19 protein-coding genes are annotated in these 20,729 nt (G+C 67.7%); 13 read left to right on the top strand and 6 right to left on the bottom strand.

Annotated elements, in window-relative coordinates; genetic code table 11:
- Positions 1-275 precede the first annotated feature (275 nt).
- A complete protein-coding gene (locus NA11_RS21195; protein ID WP_069163683.1) occupies positions 276-1,469 on the bottom strand; it encodes an MFS transporter in 1,194 nt (397 codons plus the stop codon).
- A 138-nt stretch (positions 1,470-1,607) separates the two neighbouring features.
- Between NA11_RS21195 and NA11_RS21190 the strand changes: the two genes are divergently transcribed.
- Positions 1,608-2,099: a MarR family winged helix-turn-helix transcriptional regulator gene (locus NA11_RS21190; RefSeq protein WP_069163682.1), complete on the top strand. Its 492-nt coding sequence runs from the start codon at positions 1,608-1,610 to the stop codon at positions 2,097-2,099.
- Between the two features lie 9 nt (positions 2,100-2,108).
- On the opposite strand, the gene NA11_RS21185 is transcribed toward NA11_RS21190, so the two are convergent.
- Positions 2,109-2,540: a cupredoxin domain-containing protein gene (locus tag NA11_RS21185; RefSeq protein WP_245746028.1), complete on the bottom strand. Its 432-nt coding sequence runs from the start codon at positions 2,538-2,540 to the stop codon at positions 2,109-2,111.
- Between the two features lie 106 nt (positions 2,541-2,646).
- Here NA11_RS21185 and NA11_RS21180 point away from each other — a divergent pair, with 106 nt between their 5' ends.
- From NA11_RS21180 to tsaD, 7 genes are all read left to right on the top strand, one after another.
- Positions 2,647-4,113, top strand: a complete 1,467-nt coding sequence (locus NA11_RS21180) for an NAD(P)H-hydrate dehydratase (RefSeq protein WP_069163680.1) — start codon at positions 2,647-2,649, stop codon at positions 4,111-4,113.
- A 219-nt stretch (positions 4,114-4,332) separates the two neighbouring features.
- Complete coding sequence (alr, locus tag NA11_RS21175) at positions 4,333-5,460, top strand: alanine racemase (RefSeq protein ID WP_084654881.1); 1,128 nt, start codon at positions 4,333-4,335, stop codon at positions 5,458-5,460.
- Positions 5,457-6,548 (top strand): alpha/beta hydrolase, encoded by a 1,092-nt coding sequence (locus NA11_RS21170; RefSeq protein WP_069163678.1) that lies wholly within the window; start codon positions 5,457-5,459, stop codon positions 6,546-6,548. The genes alr and NA11_RS21170 overlap by 4 nt, the downstream gene beginning before the upstream one ends.
- Before the next feature lie 13 nt (positions 6,549-6,561).
- Entirely contained in the window at positions 6,562-6,987 is a 426-nt protein-coding gene (tsaE, locus tag NA11_RS21165) for a tRNA (adenosine(37)-N6)-threonylcarbamoyltransferase complex ATPase subunit type 1 TsaE (RefSeq protein WP_069163714.1), read from the top strand.
- Positions 6,988-7,042: 55 nt separating this feature from the next.
- Positions 7,043-7,774: a tRNA (adenosine(37)-N6)-threonylcarbamoyltransferase complex dimerization subunit type 1 TsaB gene (tsaB, locus tag NA11_RS21160; protein WP_069163677.1), complete on the top strand. Its 732-nt coding sequence runs from the start codon at positions 7,043-7,045 to the stop codon at positions 7,772-7,774.
- A 5-nt stretch (positions 7,775-7,779) separates the two neighbouring features.
- Positions 7,780-8,274 carry a ribosomal protein S18-alanine N-acetyltransferase gene (gene rimI, locus NA11_RS21155; protein ID WP_141717742.1) on the top strand — a complete coding sequence of 165 codons (495 nt, stop codon included), beginning with the start codon at positions 7,780-7,782 and terminating at the stop codon, positions 8,272-8,274.
- Entirely contained in the window at positions 8,271-9,314 is a 1,044-nt protein-coding gene (gene tsaD, locus NA11_RS21150; protein ID WP_069163676.1) for a tRNA (adenosine(37)-N6)-threonylcarbamoyltransferase complex transferase subunit TsaD, read from the top strand. Before rimI ends, tsaD begins: the two co-directional genes overlap by 4 nt.
- Positions 9,315-11,338: 2,024 nt before the next feature.
- Here tsaD and NA11_RS21145 read toward each other — a convergent pair.
- Positions 11,339-12,883 (bottom strand): DUF7159 family protein, encoded by a 1,545-nt coding sequence (locus NA11_RS21145; RefSeq protein WP_069163712.1) that lies wholly within the window; start codon positions 12,881-12,883, stop codon positions 11,339-11,341.
- A gap of 733 nt (positions 12,884-13,616) precedes the next feature.
- Here NA11_RS21145 and groES point away from each other — a divergent pair.
- Together groES and groL are read left to right on the top strand one after the other, a co-directional pair.
- The gene (groES, locus tag NA11_RS21140; protein WP_014981824.1) at positions 13,617-13,916 is read left to right on the top strand and encodes a co-chaperone GroES; all 300 of its coding nucleotides are present in this window, start codon (positions 13,617-13,619) and stop codon (positions 13,914-13,916) included.
- 90 nt (positions 13,917-14,006) lie between these two features.
- Positions 14,007-15,617, top strand: a complete 1,611-nt coding sequence (gene groL, locus NA11_RS21135; protein WP_069163675.1) for a chaperonin GroEL — start codon at positions 14,007-14,009, stop codon at positions 15,615-15,617.
- A 219-nt stretch (positions 15,618-15,836) separates the two neighbouring features.
- Here the strand turns inward: groL and NA11_RS21130 are convergent, their stop codons facing one another.
- The 3 genes from NA11_RS21130 to NA11_RS21120 all read right to left on the bottom strand — a co-directional run bounded on the left by NA11_RS21130 (position 15,837) and on the right by NA11_RS21120 (position 17,306).
- Positions 15,837-16,073 carry an RskA family anti-sigma factor gene (locus tag NA11_RS21130; RefSeq protein WP_069163674.1) on the bottom strand — a complete coding sequence of 79 codons (237 nt, stop codon included), beginning with the start codon at positions 16,071-16,073 and terminating at the stop codon, positions 15,837-15,839.
- Position 16,074: 1 nt separating this feature from the next.
- Positions 16,075-16,650, bottom strand: a complete 576-nt coding sequence (locus NA11_RS21125; protein WP_069163711.1) for a sigma-70 family RNA polymerase sigma factor — start codon at positions 16,648-16,650, stop codon at positions 16,075-16,077.
- 362 nt (positions 16,651-17,012) lie between these two features.
- A complete protein-coding gene (locus NA11_RS21120; RefSeq protein WP_069163710.1) occupies positions 17,013-17,306 on the bottom strand; it encodes a WhiB family transcriptional regulator in 294 nt (97 codons plus the stop codon).
- Positions 17,307-17,933: 627 nt separating this feature from the next.
- Here NA11_RS21120 and NA11_RS21115 point away from each other — a divergent pair.
- From NA11_RS21115 to NA11_RS21105, 3 genes are all read left to right on the top strand, one after another.
- Positions 17,934-18,806 carry a hypothetical protein gene (locus NA11_RS21115; protein WP_174567706.1) on the top strand — a complete coding sequence of 291 codons (873 nt, stop codon included), beginning with the start codon at positions 17,934-17,936 and terminating at the stop codon, positions 18,804-18,806.
- A gap of 189 nt (positions 18,807-18,995) precedes the next feature.
- The gene (locus NA11_RS21110; RefSeq protein WP_069163673.1) at positions 18,996-19,574 is read left to right on the top strand and encodes a sigma-70 family RNA polymerase sigma factor; all 579 of its coding nucleotides are present in this window, start codon (positions 18,996-18,998) and stop codon (positions 19,572-19,574) included.
- A complete protein-coding gene (locus NA11_RS21105) occupies positions 19,567-20,664 on the top strand; it encodes an anti-sigma-D factor RsdA (RefSeq protein WP_069163672.1) in 1,098 nt (365 codons plus the stop codon). The genes NA11_RS21110 and NA11_RS21105 overlap by 8 nt, the downstream gene beginning before the upstream one ends.
- The last annotated feature ends 65 nt before the right edge of the window (positions 20,665-20,729 follow it).

The following is a 20,729-nucleotide window of genomic DNA, read 5'->3' as shown; positions in this document are numbered from 1 at the left end:
CCTGGCCCGACCTCGACAGCCGCCCGACGCACTCGCGTCAGGCGGCTGTCTACGTTGTAGCTGGTCGCCGACCGGGAAGAAGCACGGTCCTGTCCGGTTCGGCGGCCGAGCGGTGTCCGCGTTGTGCGGGAGCGGGTTTCGCCGTTGGTGGCCGAGAAGGCGCACGGTCCTATCCGCTCGATGGCCGAGCAGTGCCTGCATTGTGCAGGAACGTGTTTCGCTGGTTGCGGAAGATCCGGCGGTGACGTGTTGGCACCGCCGGATCGTCGGCATGGTCAGTGGTTGGCGGCGATCAGCACGGAAGCTGGTTCTGCTGCGGGACTTCCGGCGCGGCGTTCGAGGGCGCCGGACCAGACAGCGAGGCCGAGGGCGGCAAGGACAAGGGCGACGCCGACCCAGTTCGATGCGGTGTAGCCGTAGCCTGCGGCGATGACCAGACCGCCGAGCCAGGCAGCGACGGCGTTGCCGAGGTTGAAGGCGCCGATGTTGACGGCGGAGGCCAAAGTCGGTGCGCCCGCGGCCTGGTCGAGGACGCGCTTCTGCAGCGGCGGGACGGTGGCGAAGCCGAGCGCGCCGATCAGCACAACGGTGATCGCGGTCGCGATCTTGTTGTGCGCGGTGAGGGTGAACAGCGCGAGCACCACGGCGAGACCGCCGAGGGTGAGGTAGAGCATCGGCATCAGGTGGCGATCCGCGAACTTGCCGCCGACCAGGTTGCCGACGAAGAAGCCGACGCCGAACAGCACGAGCAGCCAGGTGACCGAGCTGTCCGCGAAGCCGGTGACCTCGGTCATCATCGGCGCCAAGTAGGTGATCGCCGCGAAGACGCCGCCGAAGCCGAGCACGGTCATCGCCATCGCGAGCAGCACCTGCGGGTTGCGGAAGACGGCGAGCTCGGTGCGCAGTCGCGCGTCCTGCGGCGCAGGCTGCTCGGGCACCAGCGCGGCCACGCCGATCAGCCCGATCAGGCCGACCGCGGCGACGATGAGGAAGGTGAGCCGCCAGCCGAAATGCTGGCCGAGCAGGGTGCCGAACGGCACGCCGACCATGGTGGCGACGGTGAGCCCGGTGAACATGATGGCGATCGCGCCCGCCCGCCGGTCCGGGCGGACGACCGCACCCGCGACGACCGCGCCGATGCCGAAGAAGGCGCCGTGCGCCAGCGATGCCACGATCCGCCCGGTCAGCATCAGTCCGAAAGTGGGTGCGACAGCGGACAATACGTTGCCCGCCACCAGGAGCAACAGCATGCCGAGGAGCATGCGCTTGCGCGAGACTCGCGTGCCGAGCCCGGTCATCAGCGGTGCCCCGACCACGACGCCGAGCGCGTATCCGGTGACGAGCAGGCCTGCGGTGGGGATGGACACCGCGTAGGTGTCGGCGATGTCGGGGAGCAACCCGACGACGACGAATTCGGTGGTGCCGATTCCGAAGGCCCCGAGTGTCAGGGCGAGGAGTGCGAGCGGCATGGTCGAGAGCCTCCACTTGATGTTGCGCCTGAGCCTTACGGGCGTCAACAATAATTGCATACGCGTGATAATTGCAAGCGCGGGCTATTGCGATGGTCATCTATCCTGGAACTACTGTCCCGACGCGGAAGGAACACCATGACCGCGGATGCCGCCCTGACCGGCCTGGCCGATGGTTGGTACGCACTGTCGCTGCTGCACGATCGGATCGAAGCGCACATCGAACGTGCGCTGCAGTCCGGTCACCACCTGAGCGTCCGCGAGTTCTCGCTGCTAGTAGTGCTCAGCCGCCAGCACGACGGACCGGGCGGTCACCTACGGATGAACCAGGTCGCGGAGGCGGTCGTGCTGAGTCAAAGCGCAACAACCAGGCTCGTCACGCGCCTGGAAGACCGCGGTCTGCTCCAGCGCTACCTGTGCCCCGACGATCGCCGCGGCATCTACACCGACGTCACACCGCCAGGGCTCACGCTGCTCGAACAGGCCAGGCCGACCCATGACGCCGCGCTCGCGAGTGCACTGGGTCAAGCCGCCGCCGACCCCGAACTGGCCCCGCTGGTGGCCGCGGTGGAAGCCCTCAACACCTCGTCGGCGCGCAGCTCGCGCACCCGCCAGTACCGTCCCGTCTGACCCGTCGGGTCATTGGACGGTGATGGTGCCGCGCATTTCGGGATGGAGGGAACAGAGATAGCGGTAGGAGCCGGGCACGGTGAAGGTGTAGCTCCACTCGCCCTTGTCGATGATCGGGCTGTTGATGCCCATCGCCTTGTCGCCGATGCCCTGCACGGTGTGCGGGACCTTGTCGGTGAACTTCCAGGTGACGGTCTCGCCCGCCTTGATGGTGACCTCGGCGGGGGCGAACTTCATGTCGCCGACGTGGACGATGACGGCGGCGGGTTTCTGGTCACCCGTCGGCTGCGTGATCGTTGTCGTCGGCTGGGGCGGCCGCTTCGTCGTCGTCGCGGCGGTACCGCTGTCGCCGCCGCCGCACCCGGCGACCAGCAACGCCGCCACCACCGTGAATCCGGTGAGGACCTGCATGGACCTGGCGCGGCGCTTGACCATTGGCATGATGGCCAAGCGTAGTCTGCTGTCGTTGCGGGCCCACGCGGCACCATCCGCGCGACCGGAACACCGAACACCCAGCAGTGCCGAACAACCCAGTGGAGGATCGCCCATGTCGCAGCGGGGCTATTTCACCGCCGATGAAGTGCGCGCGGCCGAGGCCGAGCTTTTCCTGCGCGTCCCGGACGGCGTCCCCATGTGGCGTGCGGCATATGGGCTGGCCACGGTGGTCGCGGACGAGCTACGGGCGCGTACCGGCGGCATCGCAGGACGCGCGGTGACGCTGCTCGTCGGTTCCGGTGACAATGGCGGTGACGCCTTATGGGCAGGCGCTACGCTGCGCCGCCGCAGTGTCGCGGTGACCGCCGTGCTGTTGCACCCGGCCCGCGCTCACGCGAAAGGTCTTGCGGCGCTGCGCAAAGCAGGCGGCCGGGTGCTCGACGGCAGCGGCGACCCCGCCGCGGTGCGCCTCGGCAGTCCCGATCTGGTGATCGATGGCATCGTCGGCATCTCCGGCCGCGGGGCGCTACGCCCGAACGCCGCGGAACTCGTTGCGGCGCTCCAGGTCCCGATCATTGCCGCGGATTTGCCCAGCGGTGTCGATCCGGACACCGGTGCCGTCACAGGACCTGCCGTGCGTGCCGCCGTCACCGTCGCGTTCGGCGCCTACAAGCCGGTGCACGCGCTTGCTGCACCGTATTGCGGACGAATCGAGCTGGTGCCCATCGGATTACGATTACCCGAGCCGGCGCTGGCGGCACTGGAGCCTGCGTCGATCGGTGCGGCATGGCCGGTGCCGGACGCCACCGACGACAAGTACACCCAGGGCGTCACCGGCGTCTGTGCGGGCAGCGCGAGCTACCCGGGCGCCGCGGTGCTGTGTACCGGCGCGGCGGTAGCGGCGACCTCTGGCATGGTCCGCTACGCGGGGCCGTGCACCGCCGACGTGCTCGCGAAGTTCCCCGAAGTCATTGCCACCGACCAGGTCTCCGAGGTCGGCCGGGTCCAGGCCTGGGTGTTCGGGCCCGGCGCAGGCACCGATGCCGCGGCCCGCGAGCGCCTCGTCGAGATTCTCGCCACCGACCTGCCCGTCGTCGTCGACGCCGACGGACTGACCCTGCTCGCCGCCGAACCCGAGCTGGTGCGCGGACGCTCGGCGCCGACCGTATTGACCCCGCACGCAGGCGAATTCGCCCGACTAGCCGGCGCGGAGGTCGGCGCCGATCGAGTAGCCGCGGTGCGTGCACTCGCCGACTCCTGGCAGGCCACCGTCCTACTGAAGGGGCGAGCCACCCTCATCGCTGCCCCCGGCGCACCGGTTCTCGTCAACGAGGCGGGCGCCTCCTGGGCCGCCACCGCAGGCGCGGGTGACGTCCTCTCCGGCATCATCGGCGCGCTGCTCGCCGCGGATCACGCCCCGGCCGCGGCGGCTGCGGCCGCTGCACGCGCCCACTCCCTTGCCGCCAACCTGGCGGCCAACGATGGTCACCCGGAAGCCGCCCCGATCTCGGCGACGCCGCTCCTCGACCACATCCGCCCCGCCATCCGCACCCTGCGCGCCCTCGCCGACGGGCAATAGACCCGCGCATCGACTTGTGCCGCGGAACACCTTCCGCGCTACACGCTCCACCAGGACATTTCTCGGTCGATAGACTCGGTCGACAACCAATGACGACTGATTTCGGAAGCAGATGGGTAACTCACCGGGGACGGGCTAACCCCACGACCACGTCACCGCAGGCCGCCCGAGTCACTACCGTGGCACCTGGGTCTGGCCTGAATACTCGGAGAGGCGGACATGCACGCGCAGGTGGAGGCGGTCGTCGACCTAGACGCCATTGCTCACAACGTGCGGATCCTGCGGGAGCACGCGGGCGACGCCGCGGTGATGGTGGTGGTCAAGGCGGACGGGTACAACCACGGTGCCGTCGAGGTGGCGAAGGCCGCGCTGGCGGCGGGCGCCGCCGAGATCGGTGTCACCACCATCGATGAGGGCGTGCAACTGCGCAAGGCAGGCATCACCGCGCCGATTCTGAGCTGGCTCAACGATTCCGACGCCGACTACGGTGCCGCGATCGCGGCCGATATCGAGATCGGCGTCTCGACCCTCGCCCATCTGCGCGCGGTGGCAGCGGCGGCCGAGCGCCTCGGCAAGCCTGCGACGGTCAGCCTCAAAGTCGACACCGGCCTCAACCGCAACGGGCTGTCGACGGGCGAATATCCGCAGGCACTCGCGGAATTGCGGACACTCGTCGATGCGCAGGCGGTGCGCTTCCGCGCGATCTTCTCGCACCTGGCGCGCGGTGACGAACCCGCGCACCCGACCAACGACCTGCAGCGCGACCGTTTTCTCGACGCCATCGCGGCGGCCAAGGAGCACGGCCTGGAACCGGAGCTCGTGCACCTGGCCAACTCGCCCGCCGCGCTGACCCGCCCCGACCTCGCCTTCGACATGGTCCGTCCCGGCATCGCGGTCTACGGGCACAGCCCGATCCCCGACATCGACGACTTCGGCCTGCGCCCCGCGATGACCTTCCAGGCCCGCGTGCTTCAGGTCAAACCGGTGCTCGCGGGGGAGGGCGTCTCCTACGGGCACACCTGGGTCGCCACCCACGACACCACCGTCGCGCTCATCCCCGCCGGCTACGCCGACGGCGTATTCCGGCCGCTGAGTGGACGTTTCGAGGTGTGGCTCGGCGGCGCCCGCCGCCCGAACGTCGGCCGGATCTGTATGGACCAGTTCGTCGTCGACCTCGGCGACAATGCCGCAGGCGTCCGCGAAGGCGATCTCGCGATCCTGTTCGGCGGCGGGCCAGGCGAGCCGCGCGCTCAGGACTGGGCGGAACTGCTCGGCACCCTCAACTACGAGGTGGTCTGTTCACCACGAGGCAGGGCGGCGCGACGCTACGTGGGTGGCATCCGATGAAGCGCCGCACCAAGGTCGCCGCGGTCCGCGGCGGCCTCGCCACCGCGGGCGTGGTCGGCGCGCTGGCCGGGGTGCACGCCCTACGCCGCGCCGGCGCCAAAGTGCTCTGGCCTGCCCTTCGCGACGAATACCGGGACGAGAACTTCGACCTCATCGAGCAGGATCGGGCAGGCGCGGTGCTCACCGAAGACGGTGTGCGCCTGGCCACTCGGGAATGCGGTCCTGCGGACGCGCCGGTCACCGTGATCTTCGTGCACGGCTTCTGCAACAGCATGGAGTCCTTCCACTTTCAGCGCCGCGACCTCGAAAAGCGGTGGGGCGCAAGCGCTCGGCTCGTCCTGTTCGATCAGCGCGGACATGGGCGCTCCGGCACGCCGACGGCGCAGAGCTGCACTGTCGCCCAGCTCGGCCGCGACCTCGCCGCGGTGATCCAGGCGACCGCGCCGACCGGCCGGGTGGTGCTGGTCGGTCATTCGCTCGGCGGCATGACGGTGCTCGCTGCGGCAGCGCAGTTCCCGGAGCTGTTCGCGGAGCGCGTGATCGGGATCGCATTGCTCTCGACCGCGGCCGCCGAGGTCACTGCCGCCGGTATCACCCAACTGCTGCGCAACCCCGCGATCGACGGGTTCCGGGTCGCCGTGCATACCGCGCCCGCGCTGATCCAAGCCGGACGATCCACGGCCCGCCATGTGATCACGCCGATCCTGCACGTCAGCTCGTATCACGGTCAGGTGAGCCCGACACTGTCCCGATTCACCACCCTGATGATCGATCAGACGCCGGTCGAGACCATCGTGAAGTTCTTGAAAGCCATCGAGTTACACGACGAGTCGGCCGCACTGCCCACCCTGGCGCACCTGCCGGTGCTGGTACTCGGTGGCACCCGCGATCTGGTGATCCCCTTCCGCAACTCCCGCGCCCTCGCCCGTGAGCTGCCGAACAGCGAACTCATCCGGCTCGCTCGGGCCGCGCACATGGCGCACCTGCAGTTCCCGGATATCGTCAACGGCGCGCTCGATCGATTGCTCGTGCGCGCCGGCGCGCTGGAACCGGCCGACCAACGCCCTTCGGAGGTGAGCAGTGGCTGAACGGCAGCAGCGGATGCTGCCCACCGTCGCCGACACCGAGGCACTCGGACGCGAACTCGCGGCCGGGCTCGGCGCAGGCGATCTGGTGGTGCTCGATGGTCCGCTCGGTGCGGGCAAGACCGCGCTCACCCGCGGCATCGCCGCAGGCCTCGGCGTGCAGGGCCGGGTCAGTTCGCCGACATTCATCATCGCCCGCCAGCACCGAGCAGGCGAGCAGCCCGGCGCGGTGCCGCTGGTGCACGTGGACGCCTATCGGCTCGGCGGCGACCTGGACGACCTGGATGCCCTCGATCTCGACACCGATCTGCATCAGGCGGTGGTCGTCGTGGAATGGGGTCGCGGCGTCGTCGAGCACCTGACCGATCGGCATCTGCGGGTGCTGTTGTCGCGCGAACCGGATTCGGACGTACGCACCGCAGAATGGGAATGGGTGGATTAACTACCTGGTAGCTCCGCACCGGCGGCAGCTACCACCCGGTATCGTTGGGTCAATCATGCTGGTATTAAGTGTCGACACCGCGACACCCGCCGTTACCGCGGGATTGGTGGAACTGGAGCAGGCCGCACCGGATGCGGCGACCGTCGTCGGCGACGGCATGCCGGTCGGCCGGAACGGCACTGTCCAGACGCGGACCGTCGCATCCAGGGTTCGGGTCGACCCGCGCGCGCACGCCGAGGTGCTCACCCCGCAGATCCTCGAATGCCTCACCGAGGCAGGACGTTCCAGGGCCGACATCGCCGCGATCGTCGTCGGCATCGGACCGGGCCCCTTCACCGGGCTGCGTGTCGGCATGGCGACGGCAGCGGCCTTCGGCGACGCACTCGGCCTGCCCGTGTACGGCGTGTGCAGCCTCGATGCGATTGCCGCCGACGCTGCGACGGACCTCACGCCGGACAGCGAACTCCTGGTCGTCACCGACGCGCGCCGTCGGGAGGTGTACTGGGCGCGCTACCGCGCCGGCGTGCGGGTCGCCGGTCCGGACGTGACCAAGCCAGGCGACGTCGATATGGCGCAAGCCACCGCGATCGCCGGATCCGCCTCGCACGTCGACTTCTTCGACCTTCCCGTCCTTCCGGTGGAGACACCGTCGCCCGCCGGACTGGTCCGGGTCGCCGCAGCCGAGCTGCTCGCGCGCACCGTGCCGGAGCCGCTCGTGCCGCTCTACCTGCGCAGGCCGGACGCTGTCGAAAAGAGTTACCGCACCCTCGACCGGACGGGAGCGTGAGGCCGGTGGACATTCGGATCGAACCGATGGCTCCCGCGGACATCGAGCGCTGTGTGGAACTCGAGCAGCTGCTGTTTCCGGAGGACGACCCCTGGCATGCGGTGGCCTTCCAGTCGGAACTGGCCGCGCCGCACAATCGCTACATCACCGCGCGCGCCGAGGACGGGCGAATGGTCGGCTACGCAGGCATCGCGTTGCTCGGTGATGACGAACACCCCGAAGCCGAGGTGCATACCATCGGCGTCGACCCTGGCTGCCTGCGCGCTGGCATCGGCACCGTGCTGCTCGAGGCGTTGCTCGACGAAGCAGGCAAGCGCGGCGGGCCCGTGTTCCTCGAGGTGCGCACCGACAACACGCCCGCGATCGCGCTGTACGCCAAGCACGGCTTCCACATCATCGGCTTACGCAAGAACTACTACCACCCCAGCGGCGCCGACGCCTACACCATGCGCAGACCCGCGTTGAGCGCGCTGCCCCTCCCGGACGAGGTCCTCTCGTGATCATCATGGGCATCGAGAGTTCCTGCGACGAAACCGGAGTCGGCATCGTGCGCAGGCACGCCGACGGCCGGTGCGAACTGCTCGCCGACGAGGTCGCGTCCAGCGTCGACCAGCACGCTCGGTTCGGCGGCGTTGTCCCCGAGATCGCGTCGCGTGCCCACCTCGAGGCGATCGTGCCCGCCATGCGCCGGGCGCTCGCCGTGGCAGGCATCGCCAAGCCGGACGCGCTGGCCGTCACCATCGGACCCGGTCTGGCCGGTGCCTTGCTGGTCGGCGTCGCGGCCGCGAAAGCCTATGCGGCAGCGTGGGATGTGCCGTTCTATGCGCTGAACCATCTCGGCGGACACGTCGCGGTGGACACCCTCGAGCACGGTCCGATGCCGCCGTGCGTCGCGCTACTCGTCTCCGGCGGGCACACGCACCTGCTGCACGTCACCGACCTGGCGGCGCCGATCGTAGAACTGGGCAGCACCGTCGACGATGCGGCAGGCGAGGCCTTCGACAAGGTCGCGCGGCTGCTCGGTCTCGGCTTCCCCGGCGGCCCCGCCCTTGACGCCGCTGCGGCCAAAGGCAATTCGCGCGCGATCAGCTTCCCGCGCGGCATGACCGGCCCCCGCGACGCGCGCTACGACTTCTCGTTCTCCGGCCTGAAAACAGCCGTGGCCCGCTACGTCGAGTCCGCGCAGCGCAGCGGCCTGACCGCGGAGGACCTGCCCATCCCCGACATCGCCGCCTCCTTCCAAGAAGCCGTCGCCGACGTCCTCACCATGAAGGCGATCCGCGCGGCCAAGGACGTCGGCGTCGACACCCTGGTGCTCGGCGGCGGCGCCACCGCCAACTCGCGAATCCGTTCGATGGCCGAAGAGCGCTGCACCGCAGCAGGTTTGACGCTACGGGTGCCCAAGCCTCGGCTCTGCACCGACAACGGCGTCATGATCGCAGCCCTCGGAGCGCACGTCATCGCGGGCGGTGCGTCCCCGTCCTCGCTGACCGTCGCCACTGATCCGGGTCTGCCCGTTTCGGTCAGCCGAGTCGGCTGAAACGCGCCGGATCGGCTGGCGAAGCCCGAAAATTCCTCAGCTCAACGGTTTCCTGAGAGCGGCAGCCTCGGGGTATGCACCGGATCAGCGTGGTGGCGTCGTGTGCCGTACCCGGCTGACCTCCGCTGTCAGATGCTCGGTGTCTCGTTCCAGCGTGGTCATCTGGCTGTGGTCCGGTCCAAAGATCTCGGGAAGTGATCTTGGGAAGGTTGATGGGAGTCCAATGGTGGGCGTCTCGGCGCGTATTCCCGCCATATGACTACCGTCAACGGCCACCTGCAACCATTCGACTACCGTCAACGCGGCCCAGCAACCATTTCTCTGCTGTCGATGAGGGGTCGGCGCTTGCCAATGAGTCGGCAACCACTGCTCTCCCATTGAGCCGAGCCTCGCCACTTCCGGTCGGTTCCTCGTACACCTATCGAGTCACGATGACATCCAAAAGCGTTGTCCTGGTCGACAGTTGGCACAGCCATGTCCCGTTCGCACGGGGCAAGCTCGACGAGCGGGACACGACGGAGGCGTTTGCGGCGTGTCGCCTCCACCATGTCCCACTCGTGCGGACACCTGCACTCCTTGCTGAGTGCTGCACTAGTGCCGGTCTGCTGCTCCTTTGCTGGTGAGAACGGGGTGCGGATTCCGGAGTTGGAGACGCGGAAGTCGTTGCGCGACGCCGGTTGTTGGCCGCGATTGACGGCCCGGTGAGGCCTGCAATCCCGGTATGTGGGATCAGAGGGGCGGTTCCATGCCGAGTGGGAACTGGTGGCGGTGGCTTCTCGGGCGATGCCGCCACCAGTTCCCAGTGATCAGTCGCCCAACTCCGCAACGGGTGTAGATGCGCAGAAGGGGTGCGGATTCAGCATTGGAGACGCCGGAGTCGTTGGGCAACGCTGGTTGGTGGGCGAGGTCGAGACCCGCTGGGCAGGACGGGAGCGGCTGGCCAGGGCCGGCGCCGCTGACCGAGGCCGTTCGTTGGGCGGGGCCGGTTGTTGGGACCGGAGTCGTTGAGCGGGACCAGAACCGCTGGGACAGAACCGGAACCGCTTGGCGAGACTGGAACTGCTGGGGCGGGACCGGAGTCGTTGGGCAACGCTGGTTGGTGAGCAAGGTCGGGACCCGCTGGGCAGGACGGGAGCCGCTGGGCAGGACCGGCGCTGCTGACCGAGGCCGTTCGTTGGGCGGGGCCGGTTGTTGGGACCGGAGTCGTTGAGCGGGACCAGAACCGCTGGGACAGAACCGGAACCGCTTGGCGGGACTGAGCCGCTTGGCGGGACCGGAACTGCTGGCCAGGACCGGAGTTGTTGGGCGGGACCAGAAGCCGGAGGTGGGAACGGAACCGCTGGGGCCGGATGGGAACCGCTTGGCGGCCCCGGAACTGCTGGGCCAGGGCCGGTTGCTGGGCGGGGCTGGAGTCGTTGAGCGGGACTGGAAGCGCTAGGCGGGAAGCGCAGGTGGGACCGGAACCGTTGGGACAGAACCTGAATCGTTCTTGGCGGACCGGAATCGTTTGGTGGCCCCCGGGGCGGCTGGGCGGGGTCGGAGATGTTGAGCGAGGCTGGTTGTTGGGCGGAACCGGTGTCGTTGAGTGGGACCAGAACCGCTGGGGCAGGACCAGAACCGCTGGGGCAGGACCAGAACCGCTGGGGCAGGATCCGGAACCGTTGGGGCAGGCCCGGAACTGCTTGGCGGGACTGAAATCGTTTGGCGGGCCCCCGGGCCCGCTTGGCGGGACTGGAGCTGCTTGACGGACTGAAATCGTTTGGCGGCCCCGGGGCCGCTCGGCGGGACCGGAACTGCTGGGCCAGGACCGAAACCCATTGGCCCTCTTGCCACCTCCACTACCGGAGGGCACAAACAGCACTGCTCAATCGGTACGAACCGACTGCCCTGCCCGGATTACGGGCCCTTCTGCCCGCCCTGCCTGTGTTACGGGCCCTTCTGCCCGCCGTCCCCTGTTGCGTGCTCTTCTGCCCACCCTGCCCGGTTGCGGGACCTACCACCTCCCACACCGGAGAGGCACGCACTCAATCAGCGTGAGCTGACTGCCCCGAACCCGTCACCGGACCACCCGACCCGGAGTTCGTGCGCGGCGGCAGTGGCAGATGGGATTCGGCGGGGGCCTGGCTCGGCTTCGAAGACTGACCAGGCGTGGTCGGCTTGGTCTTCTCCTGGTCCGACGAACCTCCTTGCGGCCCGGGGGGATTGCCGAGAATCGGGCCGAGCAGCTCCGGGAACGGGATCACCGGGAGGTTCGGGTCGGGGCGGAGGGTCGGTTGGGTGGGTGGGGTGCCGGAGATGGGTGGTACCACGGTGTTGGAGGGCTGGCCGCGGTCCGGGGTGAACGGCGGAATGTTGCCGTCGGACGGACGATTGGTGCCTTCCTGGTTCTGGCCGCTGGTTGTGGTGCCGGATCCGGTCGGCGGCACGCCGCTCACGGAGGGGGACGGCGATTGCGTCACACCGCTGGTGGTGCCTGCGGGGGAGACGTCGTCGGAACTGGGCGCGAAGGTTTTCACCCCGTAGCCGATGATCAGCCCGACCACCACGATCGCGCCTGCCAGCGTGCCGACCACCTTGGTGAAGGTGCCGACCGGCGCGTCGGCGGTGAGCGTGGCCACCGGGAAGATCGACGGCTGGACCGTATCGGCAACCAGCGCTGCGCCTTTCGCGATCACCGCGTCCGGATCTTCCACGGTGAACACTGGGACTTCGAGTTGCCTGCCGAGGGTGTCGACGACGGCTGGGATGTTGGCGCCGCCGCCGATCACCGTGACCGCTTGCGGGAATTTGGGTGCCCGCGCGAAGACCGCGGCGGCGAACACGGCGGTCTCGCGCAGCAGGTCGGCGATCAGTTCTTCGAAGTCGGCCCTGGTCAGCTTGAGCGGTTGGCCCGCAACGTGATCGATGGTGACGGCGGGCGCGAGGGACAGGTGTTCCTTGGCCGCGCGGCCGCGGTTGGTCAGCATGCCGCGGTTGGGTCGGGTGCCGCGCCGTGCGTAGTGCAGGTCGACCAGGTGGTGGTAGATGAGGTCGTCGATGGCGTTGCCGCTGATCGTGATCGTGCGCTCGGCTCGGAGGATGGAGCCGTCGGCTTGGTCGGCCACGGTGACGCTGAGCCCGGACGCGCCGAGGTCGATGATGGCGACGGTCTCGTAGCGGTCGAGCAGTCCGGTGTGCCGCAGGTAGGTGAGTGCCGCGGTGCCTTCGGGTACCAGCTTCAGATCCCGCTGCTTGCCGGTGGCCGCGCGGATGGCTTGCGCCTGCTCCTTGGTGCGGTAGGCGACGGCAACGCTGGTCGGCGGGCGACTGGTCGGCGTTTCGAGGCCGCGGGGCTGTGCGCCGGCGAAGCGTGCGCCGACGGGATAGCTGACATCGTGCGCGAGCTGCGTCGTCGGCAGCTGGTTGGTCATCAGCTCGATCGAGGAGGCGACGAGGTCGCCGAGGTCGGAGTGGGCGGCGTCGGCGGAGACGACGCGGTAGTCGAAGCTCTGCGCGCCGTTCGACGCGGTGGCGACGAGCGCCGAGCACACGACCTCGGACCCGGCCGAGATGCCTAGGGATGTTCGCATGTTCATTCACCTCCCTTCGAGCGGATGGTCAGGTCGCCGACCATCTCGAATGGACTGCCGAATCGCGGTGTTGTCGACGCACGACCCGGACTCGAACCCGGTCGGTCCCGTTGTCCGGATGGGTCGCGGGGACCGGCGATAGATCACTGTGGGTAGCTCTCTGGTGCAGCTCTCGGTGAGACGTTGTTCGGTGAAGCGGGTGTTCGCCGACGCTGGTATTCGATACAGCCGAACGCGGTGACGACAGGTGTTCGGTGACGACCCCTGGTCCCCGACGCCAGTTCGTGACGAGTCACATTCGTGACGAACACGGCGGTCGGACAGCGACCGTCGTCAATACTGTCACAATCCGTTATCCGAACGTTACAGTTTTCGCGAACTCTTGAAAACCCCTCCAGGCGTGCGGTGGGCGTGTCGCAGGCAACACTCGTCGGTGGCGAACCGAAATTGGCACAGCCCGGCCTTGAGCGCTGGCACTCTCATGTATAGAGTGCTAGTCGGCACTGTGTGAGGTGCACGGCCGGGTTTTCGCCCCGCTGCGCGCTCTCTGCGTGTGCCAGGAAGTTCGACCACTGAGCAGGGGTCCCGGCACCCGCGACGACGGGGCTGAGCGCAGTGTCGGCTACCACTTGCGACTGCTTGCAGATCGCTCGAAATACCTGTGAACCAATACTGATGGTCTGGGACAACAGTTCTGGACGACCGTAAATCCCCTGAAAGTGGAGGGCTCAACGTGGCGAGCGTGAACATCAAGCCGCTCGAGGACAAGATCCTCGTCCAGGCCAACGAGGCCGAGACGACGACGGCCTCCGGCCTGGTCATCCCCGACACGGCGAAGGAAAAGCCGCAGGAGGGCACCGTCATCGCCGTCGGCGAAGGACGCGTCACCGACAAGGGTGACCGCATCCCGGTCGACGTCAAGGAGGGCGACACCGTCATCTACAGCAAGTACGGCGGCACCGAGATCAAGTACCAGGGCGAGGAATACCTCATCCTGTCGGCGCGCGACGTGCTGGCCGTCGTCACCAAGTAGCCGATAGGCATACGCGTTCCGCCCCGGTGTCTTTCGTGACCCGGGGCGGTCTGCGTTCTGCCGCGTACTAGCACAGGAGCTGATTACCCCATGGCAAAGCAGATCGAGTTCGACGAGAAGGCTCGTCGCGCTCTGGAACGCGGCGTCGACAAGCTGGCCGACGCCGTCAAGGTCACCCTTGGCCCGCGCGGTCGCCACGTCGTGCTCGCGAAGGCCTTCGGCGGCCCGACCGTCACCAACGACGGTGTCACCATCGCACGCGACATCGACCTGGAAGATCCGTTCGAGAACCTCGGTGCGCAGCTGGTCAAGAGCGTCGCCACCAAGACCAACGACGTCGCGGGCGACGGGACAACCACCGCCACCGTGCTGGCCCAGGCGCTGGTCCGCGCAGGCCTGAAAAACGTTGCGGCGGGCGCAAACCCGATCTCGCTCGGCTCCGGCATCGCCAAGGCCGCCGGCGCGGTCTCCGAGGCGCTGCTCGCCGCGGCGACCCCGGTCTCCGGTGAGCAGGCGATCGCGCAGGTCGCCACCGTGTCCTCGCGCGACGAGGAAATCGGCCAGATGGTCGGCAAGGCGCTGACCACCGTCGGCAAGGACGGCGTGGTCACCGTCGAGGAGTCCTCGACGCTGCAGACCGAGCTCGTGGTCACCGAGGGCGTGCAGTTCGACAAGGGCTACCTCTCGCCCTACTTCGTCACCGACGCCGACAGCCAGCAGGCCGTGCTGGAGGATGCGCTCATCCTGCTGCACCGCGAGAAGATCAGCTCGCTGCCCGACTTCCTTCCGCTGCTGGAGAAGATCGCCGAATCCGGCAAGCCGGTGCTGATCATCGCCGAGGACGTCGAGGGCGAGGCGCTGTCCACCCTGGTGGTCAACTCGATCCGCAAGACGATCAAGGCCGTCGCGGTGAAGGCGCCGTTCTTCGGTGACCGCCGCAAGGCGTTCCTCGACGACCTGGCCGTGGTCACCGCGGGCACCGTGATCAACCCGGATCTCGGCATCACGTTGCGCGAGGCCGGTCTCGACATGCTCGGCAAGGCGCGTCGCGTCGTCGTCACCAAGGACGACACCACGATCATCGACGGTGCAGGCACCGCCGATGACATCGCGGCCCGCGGCGCCCAGCTGCGGCGCGAGATCGAGGCCACCGACTCCGACTGGGACCGCGAGAAGCTCGAGGAGCGTCTGGCGAAGCTGGCCGGCGGTGTCGCGGTGATCAAGGTCGGCGCGGCCACCGAGACCGCGCTCAAGGAGCGCAAGTACCGGGTCGAGGACGCGGTGAGCGCGGCGAAGGCCGCGGTCGAGGAGGGCATCGTGCCCGGCGGCGGTTCCGCGCTCGTCCAGGCGGCCGCCAAGCTGATCGAGCTGCGCGACTCGCTGTCCGGCGACGAGGCGGTCGGCGTCGAGGTGGTGCGGACCGCGCTGTCGGCTCCGCTGTTCTGGATCGCCACCAACGCGGGCGTGGACGGTTCCGTCGTGGTCAGCAAGGTCGCCGAGGGCAAGGAAGGCTTCAACGCCGCCACCCTGACCTACGGTGACCTGCTCACCGACGGTGTTGTCGACCCGGTGAAGGTGACCCGCTCGGCCGTCGTGAACGCGGCGTCGGTGGCGCGGATGATCCTGACCACCGAGAGCGCGATCGTGGACAAGCCTGCCGAAGAGGCGGCCGACCACAGCCACCACGGTCACAGCCACTGAGCCTGAGCTCCCTCGCGAGTTAGGGCGGGCTCGACCCGAACACCAAGAAGGCCCTCGGACCGTGATTCGGTCTGGGGGCCTTCGCTTTTGCGCTACTACGACAACTGATTTCTCGAGTACATGGGTAACTCGCCGGGTGCCGGCTGACTTCCCGCCTCGTTACCGTCGGCCGCCAATGCGGCTGTCGAGGTGCCTGAGTCGGCTAGAAACCGCGGGGGCCTAGTTGTCGGCAGCGATTGCTGCGAGGAGACGGGTCCGCAGGCCGGCGGGCGGCGGCGTTGCCGTCAGCTCGGCGAGCGTGGCGAGTGCGTCTTCGGTGCGCTGTACTTCGCTGCGGAAGCCGGTGCGTAGCGCGGGGTCTTCGGTGTCGAGCAGTTCCTGCACTTCATGGCGGTCTACGTCGTCGATCGATCCGAGCGCGACGGTGTGCGCGAGATCGACCTGGCGTTCGTTCATCTCACGTCACCCCCAAACTTCTTTTGAGTCGTGTCAGTCCGTCCCGAATTCGGGACTTAACGGTCGGTAACCCTACGCCGAGGTAATGCGCGACCTCCGCGTAGGTCCGCCCGCCGTAGTAGGCGAGCGAGATGGCTTCTCGTTGAGTCTCGGTCAAAGTCGCGAGCCCGTCGAGGACAGCCTGCTGTTCGAGCCTTCGCTCTACCTCTTCGGTCACTTCGTCGAATTCGTTACCGAGCACCCGGATGCCGTATGCCACCTCGCGCTGGGTGTGTGCCTGCTCGGCGCGGACCCGGTCTACCGCCCTGCGATGGGCAAGGGTCATCAACCAGGTGACGGCCGATCCCTTCTCGGCGTCGAAACTGGCTGCCGTGCGCCAGATCTGCAGGTAGACCTCTTGCGTGGTCTCCTCGGCGTAGCCAGGATCGTGTAGCACGCGCAGTACTAGACCGAAGACTCGCGCAGACGTCCGGTCGTATAGCTCTGCGAAGGCTTCCTGGTCGGACTGGCCGCATCGATCCAGCAGGGCGGCGAGCTCGATACTTTCGGCGGCGCGGGCGGTAACCGCAGAATCGATACCGGGCGTAGAGGCGTCTCTTCGGAACGAGTCGCCCTCTGCGGCCGGCTGCCGCGTTGTCACAACGCTCCATTCTGTGTCATCGGTCACCACCGTAGCGTGCCGCTATGACCCCCCTTCGGCTGGGGGTGTCGGCAAACCGCCTGTGGCCCAGCGACTTTGCGGGAAACTTCGACACGCCGGGTGTCTCGAGAGGAGACACGCCGTGACACGCCGATAGCTCACGCAAAACGCAGGGCTCTACAGGTTGTGTGACTTGTGATGGTGCGGCGGCAGGCGCATCGGTGGTGACCGCTTGTTGCCTGCCGGTTGTTTGCTAGGGATTCGGCGCACCGCGCCACATGGATGGAAATATTTTTCGATTACACCGTCATGCGGCGCCGATTGCGTCGAGCGTGCATCTCGCGCTCGGTCTCGGACATGCCACCCCAGATGCCATAAGGTTCGCTGACCTTCAGGGCATGGCTGCGGCACTGCATCAGGACCGGGCAGGCCCGGCAGATCTCTTTGGCGCGCATCTCGCGCGCGGTCCTGGCGCGGCCACGTTCGCCATCGGGATGGAAGAACACGGCGGAGTCCTGCCCGCGGCAGGACCCTCGCATCTGCCAATCCCAGACGTCGGCGTTCGGCCCGGGGAGGTGGGTCGGCATGGGCATGGTGGTGAACTCCTCGTGATGCGAGCTCGTCAGCGTTGTCGAGCAGTTGTTCTGCAAAGTCGTAGGCCACTGCGCTGTGTCGGCGGGTGTCCCGGTGCTCGCCCGTTGCGGTCGCTGCAATTTCGAGCGGCGCCGACCGTGGCGATGAGCTACGTTAGGTCCAGCCGCGAAATTCCGTCAATAGTTCTGTGCAGCAGTTTCCCAAATCTTAGGCTGCGAAATTTAACCTTCGAGCTGTTTACTTTTCGCATTGGTTCCGGCGATACTGATCGGTTGACCAGCGGCCAGTGGCTAGGCGCTGCGCACCATCCGGACGCATTTCCCCAGGTAGACCACTATTTCTGGCTGGAAACAAGGGTCAGAGCCGGTGGCAGGCCACGTGGGGCCGGTCACAGCCGTGCCTGGCGGCGGCTGCTGCGGGCGGATCCGAGATGGCGGATGCAGGGCGCTGAGGTAAATTGCGCGAAAAGCATGTGAATTCCAATCGCGCGCACTCTTGGATTGTCGAGACGAGTTTTACCTGATGGCAACATGACTTTTCGCGAGAAATGCTGAGTGGTTGCCAACTGGTGGTGTCAGGTCTTTCTTCCGGCCACCTGGTGCGGCGGCCCGGGATAGAGTTCGGCCGTGCTCGCGCCCGCTCCGCTCGGAGATCCCCGCATCGAGATACTCGCCGAGAGCGCCTTCGGGCCGACCCCCGGCCGTGCCGCTGCCGAGTTGCCCGCCGCCGGCTCCGCACTGGGTTCTTGGTATCGCGCGGTGATTCTGGGCGGGCAAGGGCGATATGCAGCCGCCAGGGCTGAATTGCGAATTATCTACGCCGAGAGCGTGGATCCGGTGCTGATTTCGCTGGCGGCCAGCACCGAGGGGTCGCTGCTGCGTCAGCTCGGATGGCACGAACGCGCCGCCGTCCTAGACGGGCGCGCGTTAGCCGTGCTGACGACCAGGTCGCTTGGTGACCGCGCGGTCGATCCGGCGGGCGGCCTCGACTACCCGTTCAGTCGCGCCGATGCGCTCGGTGACGCGCTGACCGGTCTTGCCGCCGACGCGCTCGGCACCGGGCGCACGGCACTGGCCTGGCGGCTGCTCGGCCGCGGCGATGACGCGGTGCCGCCGGACCGGCTCGGCTGGCGGCCGGCCCTCCGCAGGCAGTGGGTCAGCGCTGAAACCGCGCTCGCCGCAGGCACTTCCGAGCCCGCACAGGCGCATGCGGCGGCGGCGCTCGCGCTCGCCGAACGCGGCCCTTCGGTGCGGCATCAGGTCAAATCCCGGCTCCTTGTCGCCGCGGCCGCCGCGGTGGCGGGGGAGCACGATCGGTCCCGTGCACTCGCCGAGCAGGTCACCCACCAGTGTTGGGAACACGGTCTGGTGCCGCTGCGCTGGGCCAGCGCCATGCTGCGGGCCGGGCTCGGCACCGCGGGTGCTGCGGCGGAGGCCGAGCAGTGTGCCGCGATCATTTCCCGACGTGGCGGGCGGTTTCGTCCGATAACCGCCGACTGAGCATCAGCCTGTCCACAGTCGAACTGAAGAGGAGTGAAGTTCCGCTTAATGGGTCACACGCTGGCAAGGCCACCCGTGTTGCCTTGCACCGCGCGCTGTGTCGCTATTGTTAGTTCCGTTCCGCCCCTTCGGCGGAAGCACTGGTCATCACCGACCGTGCCACTTGTAACGCCAGGAATCTCGCTGACGATGACGAACACGGGCGAAGAGTTGGACCTCGCCGTCGCTGCCGCTGCGCAGGGCGACAGATCCGCTTTAGCTCAGGTACTCGAGATGGTCCGCCCGCTAGTGGTGCGTTATTGCCGCGCGCGGATCGGAGCCGCGGAGCGTGGGCAGCTCTCCGCGGATGACGTTGCGCAGGAGGTCTGTTTGGCCGTGATGACCGCCTTGCCCAGGTATCAAGACCAGGGCAGGCCCTTCATGGCCTTCGTTTACGGAATCGCTTCGCACAAGGTCGCCGACGCTCATCGCAATGCCGCCCGTAACAAGGCGGAGGCAATGGCCGAAGTACCAGATGTCATATCCACCGACCATGGCCCAGAACAGCGAGCTCTCGAATCGGAGACGAGCAGGCAGATGAACCGTCTGCTTGCGACACTCCGCGAGAAAGATCGAGAGATCCTGATCCTGCGCCTAGTCATGGGTTTGTCAGCCGAAGAAACCGCAGTCGCCGTGGGCAGTACGGCGGGCGCGATACGAGTGGCTCAGCACAGGGCACTCGCGAAACTCAAGTCTCAAGTGGCGAGGGCAGGTGAAATGTATGGCTAGGGATGGCGAGCGCGGTCGGGGCGACTGGAAGGCGCGACGTGGATCGCGAAACAGCGGTCCCTACGCCGACGCGTCCGAGGACACCGGCCCGGTCGACATCGCAGCGGTACGCCGCGACGATGCTCTGATCGATGCCATCGGTAGCGATGGCCCGGTACGGACCGACAGCGCGGAGGAATATCAACTCGCGACATTGCTCGCGGACTGGCGCGCGGAGCTGATCGCTCCGCCGATACGAGATGCACCCGATCTGGATGCGATCGTCGCGGCGGTCAATCAGGAGATCGGCGCACGTCAGGTAAGGATCGGGGCTCCGGTCAGCCGACTACGGCTGGTCAAGCCGCTCGTCGGTGCCGCGGCGGCACTGGCGCTGGTCTTCGGTGGTCTCACGGCGTTCACCTATCAGGCAGATCCTGATAGTCCGCTGTGGGGGGTCAAAGAGGTCGTGTTCAGCGCACAGGCCCAGACCACCGTGGTGCAGCGTGCGGGTTCCGAAATGGACGAAGCGGCAAAACTGGTCGCCCAGAACCCGACTCAGGCCAGACAGCGCCTGGAGCAGGCGAAGGTGAACGCGGAGCAGGTCGACAATCCGCAGAAGCATGCCGAGCTGATGGATCAGTTGCAGAAGCTCGTCGCACTGCTGCCGCCGGAGCTTCAGGACGGACTGAACCAGGGCACGAAGCTGCCGACCGATCCTTCGGTGACGGTGTCGACACCGGTGAAGCCGTCGCGTCCGCAGGATTCGGCGACGCTGCCTGCCAAGCCGGTCGACCCGACGGGCACCAACCCGACCACCGGGCCGACCGACCCGACCCCACCGAGTAACGACAAGCCGACGACGCCGCCACCGGTGACGACCCCGCCACCGGTGACCACTCCGCCGCCGACGGTCAACCCGACGACGGAACCCGAGAAACCCCCGGTGCCGCCGACCACTGTTCCCGAACAGCCAACGGTGGTCGTACCGACCGCGGACACGGGTACGGGCGCGCCGACGGTGCCCGCGACTCGGGTGCCGACACAAGGCAATCCGGCGACCACGTTCGCCGTCCCGCACATGACCGGTGGGGCGGGGACACCGAGTAGCTGACAAGAAACTCCCGAAGAAGACATGAACCGATTGCCTTATGGCGGTCGGTTTTCTGTCGTCGGGGG

Source organism: Nocardia altamirensis NBRC 108246, from assembly GCF_001612685.1.
Classification (GTDB): Bacteria; Actinomycetota; Actinomycetes; order Mycobacteriales; family Mycobacteriaceae; genus Nocardia; species Nocardia altamirensis.
The sequence above is the reverse complement of the archived record's forward strand: the minus strand, read 5'-3'. Positions and strand labels throughout refer to the sequence as shown.